Below are 15,400 nucleotides of genomic sequence, written 5' to 3' on the forward strand. Positions count from 1 at the left end.
TCGCGTGGAGGAGGGGCCGACATGGGCGAGGCGCAGCTGACGCCGCGTGAGGAGCTGGCCCGCTCGCGCGAGGTCCGCCCCGACCACCTGCCGCGGCGCCTCCTCGCGTCCTGGCACCGCAGCGCCGGGTACGGGGTCTCCCTCGACGCCGTCAGCCCGGCGTACGCGGGCGGGGTGGACGACGAGTCGCTGTTCTACGAGTCCGGCCAGCAGGTCCTGCGCGACCTCCACCAGACTCTCGCGGACGAGCCGGTGAGCCTGATGCTGACCGACGTCGACGGGCTGGTGCTGAACCGGGTGTGCGGGGACCGGTTCCTGCTCGACGCCCTCGACTCGGTCTACCTCGCGCCCGGTTTCGACTACTCGGAACGCGAGACCGGCACGACGGGCCTGGGGCTGGCACTGGCCGACCGGGTCCCGACCCTGGTCCGCGCCGAGGAGCACTACTGCACCCGCCTCTGGGGCTACACCTGCGCGGCCGTGCCGGTCGAGGACCCGATCACCGGCGAGCTGGTCGGTAGCGTCAACCTCACGACCTGGTCGCAGCAGTCCTACAACCTGCTCCTCGCCCTGGCCCAGACCGCGGCGCGCGGCACCGAGGCGCTGATGCTCGCGCGCTCGCAGGGTCGGACGCCGCGCCCGGCGAACCGGGGCCGGGTGTTCCGGGTGCAGACGGCGCTGCGCGGGGACGGGGCGCACGGTGTCTCGACCCTCGGCCCCGAGTGGCGCTCGGCGTTCGAGGCGGCGCGGGCGGCGGTGGCCGAGGGGCAGGGCGTGGCGGTCATCGGGGAGGCCGGTACGGGGAAGAGCGCCCTGCTCTCCGGGGTGTACGCCGACACCCATCCCGGCCGGCGGGTGCTCGACGCGCGGGCGCCGGAGCCCCAGGACGTCGGGTCCTGGCTCTCGCTGTGGTCCCCGGAGCTCGGCAAGGCGGACACCAGCGTGATCATCGGCCGGGTCGACGCGCTGCCGGCCTACGCCGCGGGTGAGCTGGTGGACCAGTGGAGCGCGCAGGGCAGCCCCGGCTCGTCGGTCTCACTGACCGCGCGCGGGCTCGAGGCGGTGCCGCCGGCGATGACCGGACTCGTCGGTCGCGTCGTCGAGCTCCCGCCGCTGCGCCACCGCTCCGACGACGTCATGCCGCTGGCGCGCCGGTTCGCCCGCGAGGTCCGCGGCCGCGAGGTGCGCTTCACCGCCGCCGCGGAGCACACGCTGGTGACCTACCACTGGCCGGGCAACGTGACCCAGCTGCGCGACGTGGTCCGGCACGCGACGACCCGCGCCGACGTCGTCGCCGAACGGGATCTCCCGCCCGAGGTCTTCACCGGCAGCCTGCACAAGCTGACGCGGATGGAGAGCCTGGAGCGCGACGAGATCGTCCGCTGCCTGTCCGAACCCGGCGCCACCGCCGCGGACGCCGCCGCCGAGCTCGGGATGAGCCGGTCGACCATCTACCGGAGAATTGCGCGGTACGGGATCCGGCTGCCGGCCGGCGCCGACTGACCCGTTCCTCTCGATATCGAATCCGCATTTCCGGCAGGGAATGCGGACGCAGGTGACGTGTGCCCGGAACCGGGCCGAAAGGAGAATGTCCCGATGGCCAGTGCCCTGATATCGGCGCGGGATCGCCAGACCCTGGTCGAGGTGGTCTGCACGGCATTTCCGCATTCCAGTTTCCCGCGTGGTCCCTATGAACGCGCCGCCGACGTCGTTCTCGACCAGGCCGGTCAGGACCCGCGATTCCTGGCGCAGTTGATCCAGGGACTCGGCGAGCTCGACGCCCAGCGCGACGTCCCGTTCACCGAGCTCGACACCGACACCGCCGCGGCGGTGCTGCGGGGCGCCGACGGGACCCCGTTCCTGACCGCCGTCGTCGACAGCGCGGTGGTGACGCTCTACAGCGACCCCGAGGTGTGGGAGCTGCTCGGCTACGAGGGGCCGTCCTACGACAAGGGCGGCTACGTCGACCGCGGGTTCAACGACCTGGACTGGCTGCCCGAGCCCCGCATCACCCACGACGAGGAGGCCTCGGCATGACCCGCTTCGACTACGACGACGGCGACGTGGTGGTCGTCGTCGGTTCCGGGGCCGGCGGCGGCACCGTCGCCAACGAGCTCTGCCAGCGCGGATTCAAGACCGTGGTGCTCGAGGCCGGCCCGCACCTGACCGGCGAGGACTACGTCCAGGACGAGTGGGAGGCGTTCGGGCAGATGGCCTGGACCGACCCGCGCACGACCTCCGGGAGCTGGCAGGTCGCGACGGACTTCCCCGAGCTGCCCGCCTGGATCGTCAAGGCGGTCGGCGGCACCACGACCCACTGGGCCGGCGCGTGCCCCCGGTTCAAGGCCCACGAGCTCGCGGCCCGCAGCACCTACGGCGACATCGACGGCGCGAACCTGCTCGACTGGCCGATCGCCCTCTCCGAGCTCGAGCCGTACTACGACAAGGCCGAGATCAAGATGGGGGTCACCCATCGCCACGGCCGCCCGCCGCTGCCGGCGAACAACAACTACAAGGTCTTCGCGAACGGGGCCGAGAAGGTCGGCTACCGCTACTACTCGACCGGCCCGTACGCCACGAACGCCGAGCCGTACGACGGCAGGCCCGCGACCGTCCAGGACGGGTTCAACTTCCAGGGCGACAAGCACGGCTCGAAGTGGTCGACGCTGGTCGCCGAACTGCCCAAGGCCGAGCGGACCGGCAACCTCGACCTGCGGCCCGACAGCCACGCCGCGCAGATCCTGCACGACGCGACCGGCCGCGCGACCGGGGTGCTCTACGTCGACCGCAACGGAACCCTGCGCCGGCAACGGGCCGCGGTGGTGTGCGTCGCGGGCAATTCCATCGAGACGCCGCGCCTGCTGCTGCTCTCCGGGTCCGCGCAGCACCCGGACGGTCTGGCCAACTCGTCCGGGCAGGTGGGGCGGAACTACATGCGTCACACCACCGGCACGGTCTGGGGCCAGTTCGACCGGCCGGTGCACATGTACCGCGGCGAGACGATGGCCGGGGTGATCGCCGACGAGTCCCGCCTCGACACCGACCGCGGCTTCGTCGGCGGCTACTACATGGAGACGATCGCGCTGGGCCCGGCTTTCCTGGCGAAGTTCGTCGCGCCGGGGAAGTGGGGCTCGCAGCTCACCGAACTGCTCGACGGCTACCGCAACACCGCCGGGATGTGGATCGTCGGCGAGGACATGCCGCAGGCCGACAACCGGATCACGCTGAACAGCGACGTCACCGACGCCCACCAGCTCCCGGTCGCCGACGTCCACTTCGACGACCACGCCAACGACGTCGCGATGCGCCGCCACGGCCAGCGTCAGGGCGCGGCGGTGTACCAGGCGGTCGGGTCCCGGCGCACGATCGAGACCCCGCCGTACCCGTCGACGCACAACCTCGGCACCTGCCGGATGAGCCAGCGGCCGCGCGACGGCGTCGTCGACCGCTTCGGGCGCGCCCACGACGTCCCGAACCTGTTCATCTCCGACGGCAGCGTCTTCACGACCGGCGCGGCGGCGAACCCGACGCTGACGATCGTGGCGCTGGCGACGCGACAGGCCGAGTACATCGCCACCGAGCTCACCAAGACCCTCTGATCACGGAGACCCCGATGACCGCCTCCACCGCGCCGCCCGTGGCGCCCCCCGATCCCTACGGCTTCCTCCCCGAGGTCGCCTCGTTCACCCTCACCAGCCGCGATGTCGGCGACGGCGTGCCGCTCGGCCGCCCGCAGGTCAGCGGCATCATGGGGGCGGGCGGCGACGACCGCTCGCCGCAGCTGAGCTGGCGGGACCATCCCAGCGCCACCCGCAGCTTCGCCGTCACCTGCCACGACCCGGACGCCCCGACCGGCAGCGGGTTCTGGCACTGGGCGGTCGCCGACCTCCCGGCGGGGACGACGGAGCTGGCCGCGGGCGCCGGCAACGTCGACGGCTCGCTGCTCCCGCAGGGGGCGCTGGCGCTGCCGAACGACGCCGGGATGCACGGCTACCTCGGCGCAGCGCCGCCCGAGGGCCACGGCGTGCACCGCTACTTCTTCGTGGTGCACGCGGTCGACGTGCCCATGATCGGCGTCGGGCGGGGCGCCTCGCCCGCGTTCCTCGGGTTCCTGCTCTTCACGCACACCCTGGCCCGGGCGACGCTCGTGGCGACCTACGAGCGCTGAGCGTCAGGCACCGTCTCACGCACCGTCGAGCCCGAGCACGAACCGCGCGAGCTCGACGCGGGAGCTGATGCCCAGCTTCGGGAACATCCGGTAGAGGTGACTGCCCACGGTGCGGTGGGACAGGAACAGCCGGCCCCCGATCTCCCGGTTGGTGAGCCCGTCGGCCACCAGCCGGGCGATCTGGGCCTCCTGGGTCGTCAGGCGCTGCCAGGCGGGATGACGGGGCCCGACGCCGGGCTCGCCGAGACGGGCCAGCTCGGCGGCCGCGACCGTCGCGAGCGGCCCGTTGCCCAGCGCCTCGAACCCGGCGTGGGCGCGGCGCAGCGCCGACCGGGCCCGGCCGGTGCGGCCGTCGCGCAGCAGGCGGCGGGCGTGCGCGAGCTCCAGCCGGGCGCGGTCGAAGGGCCGCAGATCGGCGCGCCCGAGCGCGGTGACGAACCGGCCGTCGGCCCCGTCCTCCGGTCCGAGGACCGCCTCGGCGTGGTCGGCGGCGGCGAGCAGGCCGGGCGGGGCGTCGGGGCCGGCCCGCGCGACGAGGTCGCGGATCCGGGCGAGGGCCCACCAGGCGGTCCCGGGGTCGCCGGTGTGGGCGGCGGCGTCGGCGAGCGGGATCGCGCCGCAGAACGCGTTGCGGGGGTTGACCCCGGGCACGTCCAGGTCGAACAGCGGCCCGAGCAGCGTGGTGGCCTCCTGCGCGTGACCGCGGTGCGCCGCGCGGATCCCCCGCGAGCAGCGCAACATGCCCCGGGTCGTGTCGTGCCCGTCGCGCACGAGCTCCTCGGCCTCGGCGTCGAGGGACGCGGCCCGGTCGGTGTCCCCGTACAGGTCGGCGAGCAGCGCAGCGGCGATCAGGGCGTCGCCCAGCCAGTCCTCGCGCCCCGACTCCCGGACCAGGCGCAGCGCCTCGGCGGCCGACTCGGCGGCGGTGTCCCAGGCGCCCCGGTCCACCTCGGTGAACGCCCGCAGCGTCTGGAGCGCTCCCACCGAGGCGAGCCGGCCCTGCGCCCGGAGCCCGGCGTCGGCCTGGGCGAGCACGGCCGAGGCGGCCGCGTAGTCGGCGACGACGTAGTCGACCAGGCCGAGCAGTGCCCCGGACTCGGGATCCGGCGCGGCCCCGGGGCGGCGCCCGAGCCGCCGTCGGATCTCGGCGTTGCACTCCAGCGGGGCCGCCTGCGCGAGCATCGCCAGCATCCGGGGGTCGAGCGGATCCAGGGGCAGCCGGTGGGCCGCCGCGACCAGCGCGGCCCGGGTGGCCTCGTCCGGGTAGGACCACCAGCAGCGTTGGGCGGCGACGGCGAGCACCGCCACCGCGAGCGCGTCGTCGCCGAGCTCCCGGGCCTCGTCGGCCAGCCCGATGAGCTCGGCCGTCCCGGTCCGTGGATCGGGGCGGGACCCGTCGAGCCGGGCCCGCAGCCGCAGACCGCGGATCTCGGTGAGCCGGTCGGGCGCCGGCTCGGCGACGTCGTCGAGCACGCGTCCGGCGAGTGCGGGCCGCCCGCCGTCGAGGGCGATCTCCGCCGCCTCGAGCAGCCGGTCGGCGCGGCGGGCCGGATCGGCGCACAGGCGGGCGCTGCGCAGGAGCGGCATGACGGCGGCGTCGGGCACGCCCAGCCCGCGGGACCGGCGCGCCTGCTCGGCCAGCCGGTCGGCGAGGTCGTCGTCGGGCCCGACCGCCGCGGCGGACAGGTGGGCGAGACGCACGTGGGGATCGCCGACGACCTCGGCGAGCGCCCGATGCACCTCCCGACGGCGGGTCGGGCCGGCCTGCGAGCGCAGCGCGGAGGCGGCGAGGGGGTGGGAGAACCGGACGTGCCCGTCCGCGTCGAGGTCGATCACCCCCGCCGCGACGGCCGTGGCCAGGGCGTCGTCGCCGACGGCGACCCCGGTCAGCCGCGCGGTCGCCAGGAGGACCTCCCCGGTGTCCGCCCGGGTGTCGCTCGCCGCCGCCAGGAGCGCGGCCCGGGTGAGGGGGTCGAGGCCGTCGAGGCGCCGGGCGGAGGCCCGCTCGAGGCGGACGTCGAGGGGGAGGGCGCCGGGGTCCGGGGGCCAGCGGTCGTCGCCGAGCACCGTCGGCAGCTCGCGCAGCGCGAGCGGGTTCCCGGCGGCGTCGTGCAGGACCGCCTCGCGCGCGGCCGGGTGGAGGCCGGGATGGTGGGCGTCGAGCAGGGCCGCGGCGTCGGCGGGGCGCAGCGGCGGGACGGTCAGCGTCGGGAGGCCGGCCAGCGCGAACGGCTCGCCGGGGCTGCGACCGGCCAGGAGCAGCGCCACCGGGTCGGCGTCGAGCCGGCGGGCGACGAAGCCGAGGACCTGCGCGGTCGGCCCGTCGAGGGCGTGCGCGTCGTCGACGACCACCAGCAGCGGCCCGTCCTCGGCGACGGTCAGCAGCTCGAGGGTGGCCTGGGCGGTCGCGAACACGTCGGGGACCGTGGGGCCGCCGCGCTCCAGCACCGCGCACAGCGTCCCGATCGTGCGTGGCGGGAGCTGGTCGAGCCCTGCCATGAGCGGCGAGACGAGCCGGCGCAGCGCCGCGTACGGGACGTCCCGCTCGGCGTCGGACCCCCGCATCGTCAGGACCCGCACCCCGCAACCGCCGGCCAGCCCGACCGCCCACGCCAGCAGGCTCGTCTTCCCGATGCCGGTGCCGCCGCGGACGAGCAGGGCGCCGCCGCCGCCGTCGTCGAGGTGGTCGATCAGTGCGCTGAGCCGATCGGTCTCAGCGGTGCGTCCGGGTGGCGGGCTGATGGGTGCGGTCGTCACGCGCGGTACCCCCTCAGGCCCCCAACCGGTGTGAAACGAGCGTAGGCGACCCGGCGACGGCAGTCATGTGACCGAAGAACACGGTGTCCGGACTACCTAGCGTGATCGGCGAGACCGGTCCTGACGAGAGGAACGAGAGCCGATGACCCCCGTGCTGTTCATCCACGGCCTGTGGCTGCACCAGACGTCCTGGGCGCCCTGGATGGAGCTGTTCGCCGCCGAGGGCTACGAACCGCATGCCGCCGGCTGGCCCGGTGAGCCGGCGACGGTCGAGGAGGCGCGCGCGAACCCCGACGCGGTGGCCGACGCCGGGATCGACGACATCGTCGACCACCACGCGAAGCTGATCGCCGCGCTGCCGTCCAAGCCGATCCTCGTCGGGCACTCCTTCGGCGGGATGTTCGCGCAGAAGCTGCTCGGCGACGGGCTCGCCGCCGCCGCGGTGGCCATCGACGCGGCGCAGTTCAAGGGCGTGCTGCCGCTGCCGCTGTCGTCACTGCACGCCACGTTCCCGGTCTTCCGGAACCCGTCGAACAAGCATCACGCGGTGTCGCTCACCGCCGAGCAGTTCCGGTACGCGTTCGCCGGGGCGGTCCCGGAGGAGGAGTCGCAGCAGCTGTACGACGCCTGGGCCATCCCCTCACCGGGCAAGCCGCTGTTCGAGGCCGCCGCGGCCAACTTCTCGCCGCACTCGCCGGCGACCGTGGCCACCCGCAACGCCGACCGCGGGCCGCTGCTGCTGGTGATGGGCGGCCAGGACAAGACGGTCCCGGAGGCGATCACGAAGGCGGAGTACAAGAAGTACCGGGACTCCGGGGCGATCACCGACCTGCACGAGTTCGACGACCGCGCGCACTCGCTGACCATCGACCACGGCTGCGCCGACGTGGCCCGCGACGCGCTGACGTGGCTCCGCGCGCAGGGGCTGTAGCTGACCTCTCAGTCCGGCAGGTGGTCCGGCGGGACGTCGTGCGGGTGGTAGTCGTTCGCGACGCCCTCCGCCGCGAGGTAGGCGGCGATCTCGGCCGCCTCCTGGTGGTCGTCGGAGGGCGCCGCGGGCGCGCTGGGGGCCAGCGGCGCGTCGTTCGGTCCGGTCATGGCGCGGTCCTCTCGTTCCGGGTCCCTGGAGACGGTGGTCCCCGCGGCGGCCGGGGACAAGGCGCCGTCGGGACGAACCGTGCTCACAACGTGGCGACCAGTCCGCCGTCGACGGTGATCCCGGTCCCGGTGACGTTGCCCGCGCGCCCGCTCGCCAGCAGCACGACGAGGGCCGCGACCTCCTCGGGCCGGGTGAACCGGCCGGTCGCGGTGCCGGCGACCGCCGCCGACGCGACGTCGTCGGGGGACTGCCCGGCGGCCCCGGCGACGGTGTCGGCGACGCCACCCGCGCCGAGCCACAGGTCGGTGGCGACCGGGCCGGGGTCGACCCAGGTCACCCGGACCCCGCGGGGCCCGACCTCCTTCGAGACCGCCTTGCAGACGTTGTCGAGCGCCGCCTTGGCCGCCCCGTAGTCGATCACCGCGGGGTCGGGGAGGAACGCGTTCACCGAGCCGACGGTGACGATCGCGCCGCGGCCGGCGGCGAGCATCGTCGGGAGCACGGCCCGCATCGCGCGGACGGCGGCCATGAGGTTCAGCGTCAGGGAGTCCAGCCACTGCTCGTCGGTGACCTCGAGGAACCCGCCGAGCCGTGGGTGGACCGCGCCGACGTTGTTGACCAGGACGTCGACGCGTCCCCCGGCGGCGTCGACGAGGGCCGCCGGGCCGTCCGGGGTGCCGAGATCGACCGGGACCACGTCGACGAGGCCCTTCGCGGCCAGCGTCGTGAGCTCGGCCGAAGCGGTGCGGGCCCCCGCGACGACGTGGGCGCCCTCGTCGACCAGGGCTCGGGTCACCGCCAGCCCGATGCCGCGGCTCGCGCCGGTCACCACCGCCACCGCACCGTCGAGTTCGAGATCCATCCGCCGTCCCTCCAGCGCCTGTCGCGTCGGGGTCAGTGGACCCGCACGGCGGGTGCGGTCGCTTCGGTCAGTCGACTGCACCTCACCGATCCGTACACGGAACGTCCACGACAGGCCGCCGGGCCCCGCGCACGCTCTCGGTCATGCGCTACCGACTCCTCGGCCGCAGCGGGCTGCGGGTCTCCCAGCTCTTCCTGGGCGCGATGACGTTCGCCGACGACTTCGTCCACGGCGCCGGGCGCGACGAGGCCCGGCGGATCGTCGACGCCTATGCCGACGCGGGCGGCAACGTCGTCGACACCGCGATCAACTACCGGGACGGCGCGAGCGAGGAGATCGTCGGTGAGGTCCTCGCCGGGCGTCGCGACCGCTTCGTCGTCGCCACCAAGTACGGGGTCACCCGGGACGGCTCCGACCCCAACGCGGCCGGGAGCCACCGCAAGAACCTGCGGCTCTCGCTGGAGACCAGCCTGCGGCGGCTCCGCACCGACCACATCGACCTCTACTACGTGCACCTCTGGGACCACCTCACGCCGCTCGAGGAGACGATGCGGGCCCTCGACGACGCCGTCCGCGACGGCAAGGTGCTCCACCTCGGCATCTCCGACACCCCCGCGTGGGTGGTCGCCCGCGCGAACACCCTCGCCGAGTGCCGGGACCGTACGCCGTTCGTGGCTCTCCAGGCCCGCTACGGCCTGCTCTCCCGCGACGCCGAGCGCGACCTGCTGCCTGCCGCCGAGGCCCTCGGGATGAGCGTGGCCGCGTGGTCGCCGCTCGGTGGGGGAGTGCTCTCCGGGGGTCTCCTCCGGGCCGGGAACGGGACGTCGCGGATCCCGGCGGGTTCGGTGAGCGAGCACGACCTCTCCGTCGCGCGGGTCGTCCAGGAGGTGGCCGACGGACTGGGGGTGGCGCCGGCCCACGTGGCGCTGGCCTGGACGACCGCCCGGTCCCGGTCGGTGCATCCGATCCTGGGTGCCCGGCGGCTCGAGCAGCTGATGGAGAACCTCGGCGCGCTGGACCTCGTGCTGCCCGACGACGCGCTGAAGCGGCTCGACGACGCGACGGGGTTCGAGGTCGGCTTCCCGCACGACTTCATCCGCGACATGCAGGGCTTCGTGTTCGGCGAGGCGGGGGCGTTGGTCGATCCGTGAGCCGGCGTCAGTGGTCGATCGAGGCGTCAGTGGTCGATCGACTTGAGGCCGACGACGAGCAGCGCCAGGACGACGAGCGCGAGGATCAGCACCAGTCGCTTCCACCACGGCAGCCCGGTCCGGCGCACCGCCAGCAGGGCGATGAGCGCCATCGACACCACGAGCACCCAGATGCCGATCCACGCCGCGGTCCGGACCGGCAGCAGCCCGAGACCGCCGGCGACGAGCAGCAGCAGCGGGAGGACGGCCGCCTCGAGGATCTGGGCGGTCGCGCGCAGGTGCATGCGGTAGCCGGCCGCGTCGTCGTCATCGGCGTCGCGGGTGGCCACCATCGCGAAGTACTCGGCGAACACGCTCGCCGCCCACAGCCCGGCCGCCGTGACCGCGAGGTCGATGGCCGGACTCCACCGCGAGCCGGTCTCGTCGAGGGAGCTCGTCAGCACGAGCAGCGTGGACAGGAACGTGATGCTCCCGTAGACGCGCTCGCGCAGGATCGCGGCGACGTGCTCGGAGGGCGGCTCCTCGGGCATATCTCGCGATGCTAGGGCGCGGGGGCCCTCACGCCGGCTGGGCGCCCCGCACGTGGTCGCGCATCGCATCGAGGACGGCGTCCTGCTCCGTGGTGGTGGCACGGCGCTGGGCCGGGGTGATGCCGCCCTTGTCGCGGTCCATCAGCAGCGGGATGTCGGGCTCGTCCTCGTCGCCGACCCGCGCCATCGACCAACGCCCGAAGACCCGCTCGGTCTCCGGCACCGTCTCGAGGATCGTGACCTGCTCGTGCCGGGCGTCGCGGTGGATCGTGTCGTAGAGCCCGCGGACGGCGGTCTCCTCGCCCTCGAGCGTCTGGACGACGTGGTCACCCCACACCAGCAGCGCCCCGGTGATGCCCTCGCGCTTGTTGTTCGAGCGCGCCCGGCTGAAGATCGCGCCGAGCTCGGCCTTGACCTGGTGTGACGGGATGCGGAGGTGGCTGCGGTAGACCAGGCGGAACACCGGCCCGCTGTCGTCGGCCATGTCGTCGGACTCCCTCGTCGTCGCGGATTCGGTGTGCCGGCACGACCGTAACCGGATATGACCGTGATCACATCCGGGCACGGACGGGGTCAGTGGAAGGGCTTGTGCGGGATCGCGGCGTCGTTCAGCTGCTGCTCGACGTCCACCCAAATGGCCCCGTCCTCGATCTTGCAGGCGTAGACCGGGATCGGGTCGACGGCGGGCACCCCGGTCGGGATGCCGCTGTGCAGGTCGAACCGGGAGTTGTGGGCGGGACAGATGAGGGAGTCGTCCTCCTGCAGGTAGCCCTCGTTGAGCGGCTGCTGCTGGTGGGTGCACGTGTTGTGCACGGCGACCGCCTCGTCCTCGTAGAGGCGGACGACGCAGATCGGCTCGCCCATGTCCACGAGCATCATGTCGCCCTCCTCGAGCTGGTCGAGGTCGGCCACTGCTTCCCAAGCCATGATGGGTTCCTCTCGGAGTTCACTTGCGCCGCGAGCGGGGCTGGCTGCCCCGGACCTCGATCCAGCCGTTGCGGACCCGGGCCGGGAGCACCGGCTGCGGGTGGTGGGCGGGTCCGCGCACGATCGAGCCGTCGCGCAGGTCGAAGGCGGACATGTGCAGCGGGCAGACGATCGAGCAGCCCTCGACCTCGCCGCGGTGCAGCAGCGCGCCCGCGTGGCTGCACAGGTCGTCGAGTGCGTGGACCTCGCCGTCGTGCCGGAACAGCAGCACCTGGCGGCCCTCGACCTCGCACCCCACCGGGGTGTCCTCGGGGAGGTCGCCGTCCTCGACCGCGCGCACCCAGCGGGTGGGCCCCGTCGTCGTCGCGACCCGGTTGACCATGACGGCGCGGCCCTGCACCAGGTGCCCGCCGACGAAGCCCGCGGCGGCGGTGACGGCGAGACTGCCGGCGCCGAGCGTGCGGGCCGTGCCGCGGCGCCCCGAGACCCGCGCGGCGAGCGAGGCGCCCTGCAGCAGCGTGCCCGCGGCGTTGAGCAGTCCGTGGAACAGACCGACCTTGCGGTCCTCGCCGTCGCTGACGTTCCAGTCGGCGACCCCGGTGGCGGCGGTGGCGGCGGCGGCCACCAGACCGGCGGCGCTCAGCGTGGCGGCGGGCCCCATCCGGCGGCCGTTCGCGGGCGCGTCCTCCCCGGCGAGGTCGAGGACGAAGACGCTCGACCACAGGCCGATCGGGAGGTCGGAGAGCGCCGGGTGCAGCGAGTGCCCGACCCAGCGACCACCGTGCATCAGTTCGACGGCGAGGGTGCTGCGGTAGCGGTCGTAGACCGGATCCACCACGGCCGTCGTCCGGTCGGTCAGGTCCGACAGCCACGACCACCGCTGCATCGCCGCGAACGCGTCCTGATGCCAGGTGGTCAACCGTCGGGCGAGGGGCACCGTCGGACCGGACTCCTGGTCAGTGCTCGTCATCCACGACTCCCGCTCCGCCTCGCCTCTCGCGGCCGGACGGATGATCTCACCTCTCGTGTGATGCGCGCCATAGACGGTGCGGCAATTGTGCGGCCGTACCGGTATGTCGCATTCCCGGTGTCAGCGATGATGATGTTGCCGACCGACCTCGTACGCCTCCGCGAGCCATTCCCGGAATTGATCATCCACATCGCCGGGACCGGTGAGCCGGAAGGCGTGCAGCACGTTGCGCGGGGAGTAGATTTCGATCTTCCGGAAGCGTGGACTGCTGATCTCGCGTGCGAGGACGAGGTGCCCGTCGAGCCACCGGCGTCGCGGCATCAGCGCCGCGAAGCTCATCCGCGCGTGCAGTGCGAGGCGGGTCCGCTCCGCGAGCACCTCGACCGGTCCGAGGGCGGAGACCATCTCGACGATGCGGTCGAACGTGGCCCGCACCTCGGGCGCGGAGCCCGTGAAGTGGTCGTCGACGTTCCCCAGCGGACGGCAGGTGTGGGTCTGACGGCGCTGGGCGAACGTCCGGCCGCAGGCGGGGCAGTGCCACATCCCGGCGGCCATGGCGCCAGCGTCCTCCGGCCGCGTCACAGTGCGGTGACGCCGGTCACACGACGAGGATGTCGAGCGGCGGGAGGCCGGCTCCGTACTGCTCGCGAACGGCGCTCGAGCAGCGGGCACCGGAACCGTCCGAGGAGGAACCGTGAAGTACCTGCTGATCATCCAGTTGAACCCGGAGACCTGGGAGTCGCTGTCGGACGAGGAGCGCGCCGAGATCGCCGGGGGCCAGGAGGGGTTCATGGAGACGATCACCGCCACCGGCGAGATGGTCGGCACCCACGCCCTGGCCGATCCGTCCCAGAGCGCCGTCGTCCGGGGGCGGCCGGGCGCGGCGACCGTGACCGACGGACCGTTCCTGGAGTCGAAGGAGTACATGGGCGGCTTCTACGTGGTCGACTGCGAGAGCTCGGAGCGCGCGTACGAGCTGGCGGCGATGATCCCCGGGACCGACCGGCTGCCCGTGGAGGTCCGCCCGGTGGTCTTCACCGCGGGGTACGGGCTCGCGGAGCCGGACACCCCGTGAGGCTCGATCCCGACACCGAGGACCTGCTGCGCCGGTGCGCGCCGCAGGTCCTCGGTGCGCTGGTCCGCCGCCACGGCGGGTTCGCCCGCTGCGAGGACGCGGTGCAGGAGGCCCTGCTCGCCGCCGCCACGTCCTGGCCGCGGCACGGCCTGCCCGACGAGCCCGTCGCCTGGCTGGTGAGCGTCGCCGGGCGACGGCTCACCGACGAGTGGCGTAGCGACGCCGCCCGTCGGTCCCGCGAGGAGGCCGTCATCGGCCCGTCGGCGGCGCCGCCCGCGGACGTCGAGGCGCTCTCCGGCTCCGGCGACCCGGCCGCCGACGACACCCTCGAGCTGCTGCTCCTGTGCACCCACCCGTCGCTCTCGGAGCCGAGCCGGATCGCGCTGACCCTGCGGGCGGTCGGCGGCCTGACGACCGCGGAGATCGCGCGGGCGTTCCTCGTCCCGGAGACGACGATGGCCCAGCGGATCAGCCGGGCGAAGGCGACGATCAGTGCCGCCGGGGCGTCCTTCAGCCTGCCCGGCAATGACCCCGCCGACCGCGACGCCCGCACCGGCGAGGACGGGAGCCTCGTGACGCTCGCCGAGCAGGACCGCGGCCGCTGGGACCGTGCCACGATCGCCGAGGCGACCGCGCTCCTCGAGCACGCCCTCGCGACCGCGCCCCTCGGTCCGTACCAGCTCCAGGCGGCGATCGCCGCGGTGCACGCCGAGGCGGCCTCGGACGACGAGACCGACTGGGCGCAGATCGTCGTCCTCTACGGGCTGCTCGACCGGCGGTCGGACAACCCCGTCGTCACGCTCAACCGGGCGGTCGCCGTCGGGATGGCCGACGGTCCGCGGGCGGGCCTCGCGGTGCTCGACTCGGTGGCCGACGACCCCCGGCTGCGCCGCAGCCACCGACCCGACGCCGTGCGGGCCCACCTCCTCGAACGTCTCGGCGACCGGCCCGGCGCCCGCGACCACTACCGGCGGGCGGCGCGCGCGGCGCTCAACCAGGCCGAGCAGCGCTACCTCGAGGGCCGGGCGGCCCGGCTGGAGTCCGGGACCGGGCGCAGGATCGTGGGGTGACCTCCGACGAGGGCTACCTCCTCGACAACCGGCAGTCCCAGGCCGGCACGCGCTTCACCGCGCTGGCCGAGCTCTTCGACCCCTCCACGTTCCGGCACCTCGACCGGCTCGGCGTCGGGCCCGGGTGGCGCTGCTGGGAGGTCGGGGCCGGCGGAGTGAGCGTGCCGGCGTGGCTGGCCGAGCGGGTCGGACCGGCGGGGCAGGTGATCGCCACCGACATCGACACGTCGTGGCTGGACGGTCTCTCCGGGGTCCAGGTCCGACGGCACGACGTCGGGTCCGACGACCCGCCCGGGACCGGGCTCGACCTGGTGCACGCTCGCCTCGTGCTCACCCACGTCCCCCAGCGCGAGCGCGCGCTCGCGTCGATGGTCGCTGCGCTGCGCCCGGGCGGGTGGCTGGTGCTCGAGGACGCCGACCCCGGCCTGCAGCCGCTGCTGTGCCCCGACGAGTCCGGGCCGGAGCAGGAGCTGGCGAACCGGCTGCGCCGCGGCTTCCGGGCGTTGATGGCCGGCCGCGACGCCGACCTGGCGTTCGGCCGCACGCTGCCCCGCCTGCTGCGTGATCAGGGTCTGCACGACGTCGGGGCCGACGCCTACTTCCCGATCACCGGACCGGCGTGCACGGCGTTGGAGGTCGCCACCGTCGAGCAGATCCGGGGCCGCCTGGTCGACGGGGGCGTCGCGACCGGGGCCGAGATCGACGAGCACCTGGCGAACATCGCGGCCGGGCGTGTCCCGGATCTCGCGACCTCACCGATGATCACCGCCTGGGGCCGGGTCTAGGGTTCC

Annotated in this window: 17 protein-coding genes; 9 read left to right on the forward strand and 8 right to left on the reverse strand. The window is 74.1% G+C overall.

The window, feature by feature from the left end; genetic code table 11:
- The first annotated feature begins 21 nt into the window (after positions 1-21).
- From LQ327_RS20320 to LQ327_RS20335, 4 genes are all read left to right on the forward strand, one after another.
- The gene (locus LQ327_RS20320) at positions 22-1,503 is read left to right on the forward strand and encodes an AAA-type ATPase lid domain-containing protein (RefSeq protein WP_230737071.1); all 1,482 of its coding nucleotides are present in this window, start codon (positions 22-24) and stop codon (positions 1,501-1,503) included.
- Positions 1,504-1,596: 93 nt separating this feature from the next.
- On the forward strand, positions 1,597-2,037 hold the full coding sequence (locus tag LQ327_RS20325; RefSeq protein WP_230737073.1) for a hypothetical protein: 441 nt from the start codon (positions 1,597-1,599) through the stop codon (positions 2,035-2,037).
- Positions 2,034-3,599 (forward strand): GMC family oxidoreductase, encoded by a 1,566-nt coding sequence (locus tag LQ327_RS20330; RefSeq protein ID WP_230737075.1) that lies wholly within the window; start codon positions 2,034-2,036, stop codon positions 3,597-3,599. Before LQ327_RS20325 ends, LQ327_RS20330 begins: the two co-directional genes overlap by 4 nt.
- 14 nt (positions 3,600-3,613) lie before the next feature.
- Positions 3,614-4,168 (forward strand): YbhB/YbcL family Raf kinase inhibitor-like protein, encoded by a 555-nt coding sequence (locus LQ327_RS20335; RefSeq protein WP_230737077.1) that lies wholly within the window; start codon positions 3,614-3,616, stop codon positions 4,166-4,168.
- A 15-nt stretch (positions 4,169-4,183) separates the two neighbouring features.
- Here the strand turns inward: LQ327_RS20335 and LQ327_RS20340 are convergent, their stop codons facing one another.
- Positions 4,184-6,925 (reverse strand): helix-turn-helix transcriptional regulator, encoded by a 2,742-nt coding sequence (locus LQ327_RS20340; RefSeq protein WP_230737080.1) that lies wholly within the window; start codon positions 6,923-6,925, stop codon positions 4,184-4,186.
- Positions 6,926-7,067: 142 nt separating this feature from the next.
- Here LQ327_RS20340 and LQ327_RS20345 point away from each other — a divergent pair, with 142 nt between their 5' ends.
- Positions 7,068-7,856, forward strand: coding sequence for an alpha/beta hydrolase (locus LQ327_RS20345; RefSeq protein WP_230737081.1), 789 nt, complete (start codon positions 7,068-7,070; stop codon positions 7,854-7,856).
- A gap of 8 nt (positions 7,857-7,864) precedes the next feature.
- Here the strand turns inward: LQ327_RS20345 and LQ327_RS20350 are convergent, their stop codons facing one another.
- Together LQ327_RS20350 and LQ327_RS20355 are read right to left on the reverse strand one after the other, a co-directional pair.
- Positions 7,865-8,023, reverse strand: coding sequence for a hypothetical protein (locus tag LQ327_RS20350; RefSeq protein WP_230737083.1), 159 nt, complete (start codon positions 8,021-8,023; stop codon positions 7,865-7,867).
- An 83-nt stretch (positions 8,024-8,106) separates the two neighbouring features.
- Positions 8,107-8,886, reverse strand: coding sequence for an SDR family oxidoreductase (locus LQ327_RS20355; RefSeq protein ID WP_230737084.1), 780 nt, complete (start codon positions 8,884-8,886; stop codon positions 8,107-8,109).
- Between the two features lie 143 nt (positions 8,887-9,029).
- Here LQ327_RS20355 and LQ327_RS20360 point away from each other — a divergent pair, with 143 nt between their 5' ends.
- Complete coding sequence (locus tag LQ327_RS20360; protein ID WP_230737086.1) at positions 9,030-10,037, forward strand: aldo/keto reductase; 1,008 nt, start codon at positions 9,030-9,032, stop codon at positions 10,035-10,037.
- Between the two features lie 26 nt (positions 10,038-10,063).
- Here LQ327_RS20360 and LQ327_RS20365 read toward each other — a convergent pair whose 3' ends face one another.
- The 5 genes from LQ327_RS20365 to LQ327_RS20385 form a co-directional block, all read right to left on the reverse strand.
- Entirely contained in the window at positions 10,064-10,567 is a 504-nt protein-coding gene (locus LQ327_RS20365) for a hypothetical protein (RefSeq protein ID WP_230737089.1), read from the reverse strand.
- Positions 10,568-10,595: 28 nt separating this feature from the next.
- Positions 10,596-11,051, reverse strand: coding sequence for a BLUF domain-containing protein (locus LQ327_RS20370; protein ID WP_230737091.1), 456 nt, complete (start codon positions 11,049-11,051; stop codon positions 10,596-10,598).
- Between the two features lie 89 nt (positions 11,052-11,140).
- Positions 11,141-11,494: a Rieske (2Fe-2S) protein gene (locus tag LQ327_RS20375; protein WP_230737094.1), complete on the reverse strand. Its 354-nt coding sequence runs from the start codon at positions 11,492-11,494 to the stop codon at positions 11,141-11,143.
- Positions 11,495-11,513: 19 nt separating this feature from the next.
- Complete coding sequence (locus LQ327_RS20380) at positions 11,514-12,464, reverse strand: Rieske (2Fe-2S) protein (RefSeq protein ID WP_230737096.1); 951 nt, start codon at positions 12,462-12,464, stop codon at positions 11,514-11,516.
- Between the two features lie 120 nt (positions 12,465-12,584).
- Positions 12,585-13,019, reverse strand: coding sequence for a DUF5655 domain-containing protein (locus tag LQ327_RS20385; protein ID WP_230737097.1), 435 nt, complete (start codon positions 13,017-13,019; stop codon positions 12,585-12,587).
- A gap of 139 nt (positions 13,020-13,158) precedes the next feature.
- Here LQ327_RS20385 and LQ327_RS20390 point away from each other — a divergent pair, with 139 nt between their 5' ends.
- From LQ327_RS20390 to LQ327_RS20400, 3 genes are read left to right on the forward strand one after another with little or no spacing between them, the layout of a single operon-like run.
- Positions 13,159-13,539: a YciI family protein gene (locus LQ327_RS20390; RefSeq protein ID WP_230737099.1), complete on the forward strand. Its 381-nt coding sequence runs from the start codon at positions 13,159-13,161 to the stop codon at positions 13,537-13,539.
- Complete coding sequence (locus LQ327_RS20395) at positions 13,536-14,609, forward strand: RNA polymerase sigma factor (RefSeq protein ID WP_230737102.1); 1,074 nt, start codon at positions 13,536-13,538, stop codon at positions 14,607-14,609. The genes LQ327_RS20390 and LQ327_RS20395 overlap by 4 nt, the downstream gene beginning before the upstream one ends.
- Complete coding sequence (locus LQ327_RS20400; protein ID WP_230737104.1) at positions 14,606-15,394, forward strand: methyltransferase domain-containing protein; 789 nt, start codon at positions 14,606-14,608, stop codon at positions 15,392-15,394. The genes LQ327_RS20395 and LQ327_RS20400 overlap by 4 nt, the downstream gene beginning before the upstream one ends.
- The last annotated feature ends 6 nt before the right edge of the window (positions 15,395-15,400 follow it).

Source organism: Actinomycetospora endophytica (genome assembly GCF_021026375.1).
GTDB lineage: Bacteria > Actinomycetota > Actinomycetes > Mycobacteriales > Pseudonocardiaceae > Actinomycetospora > Actinomycetospora endophytica.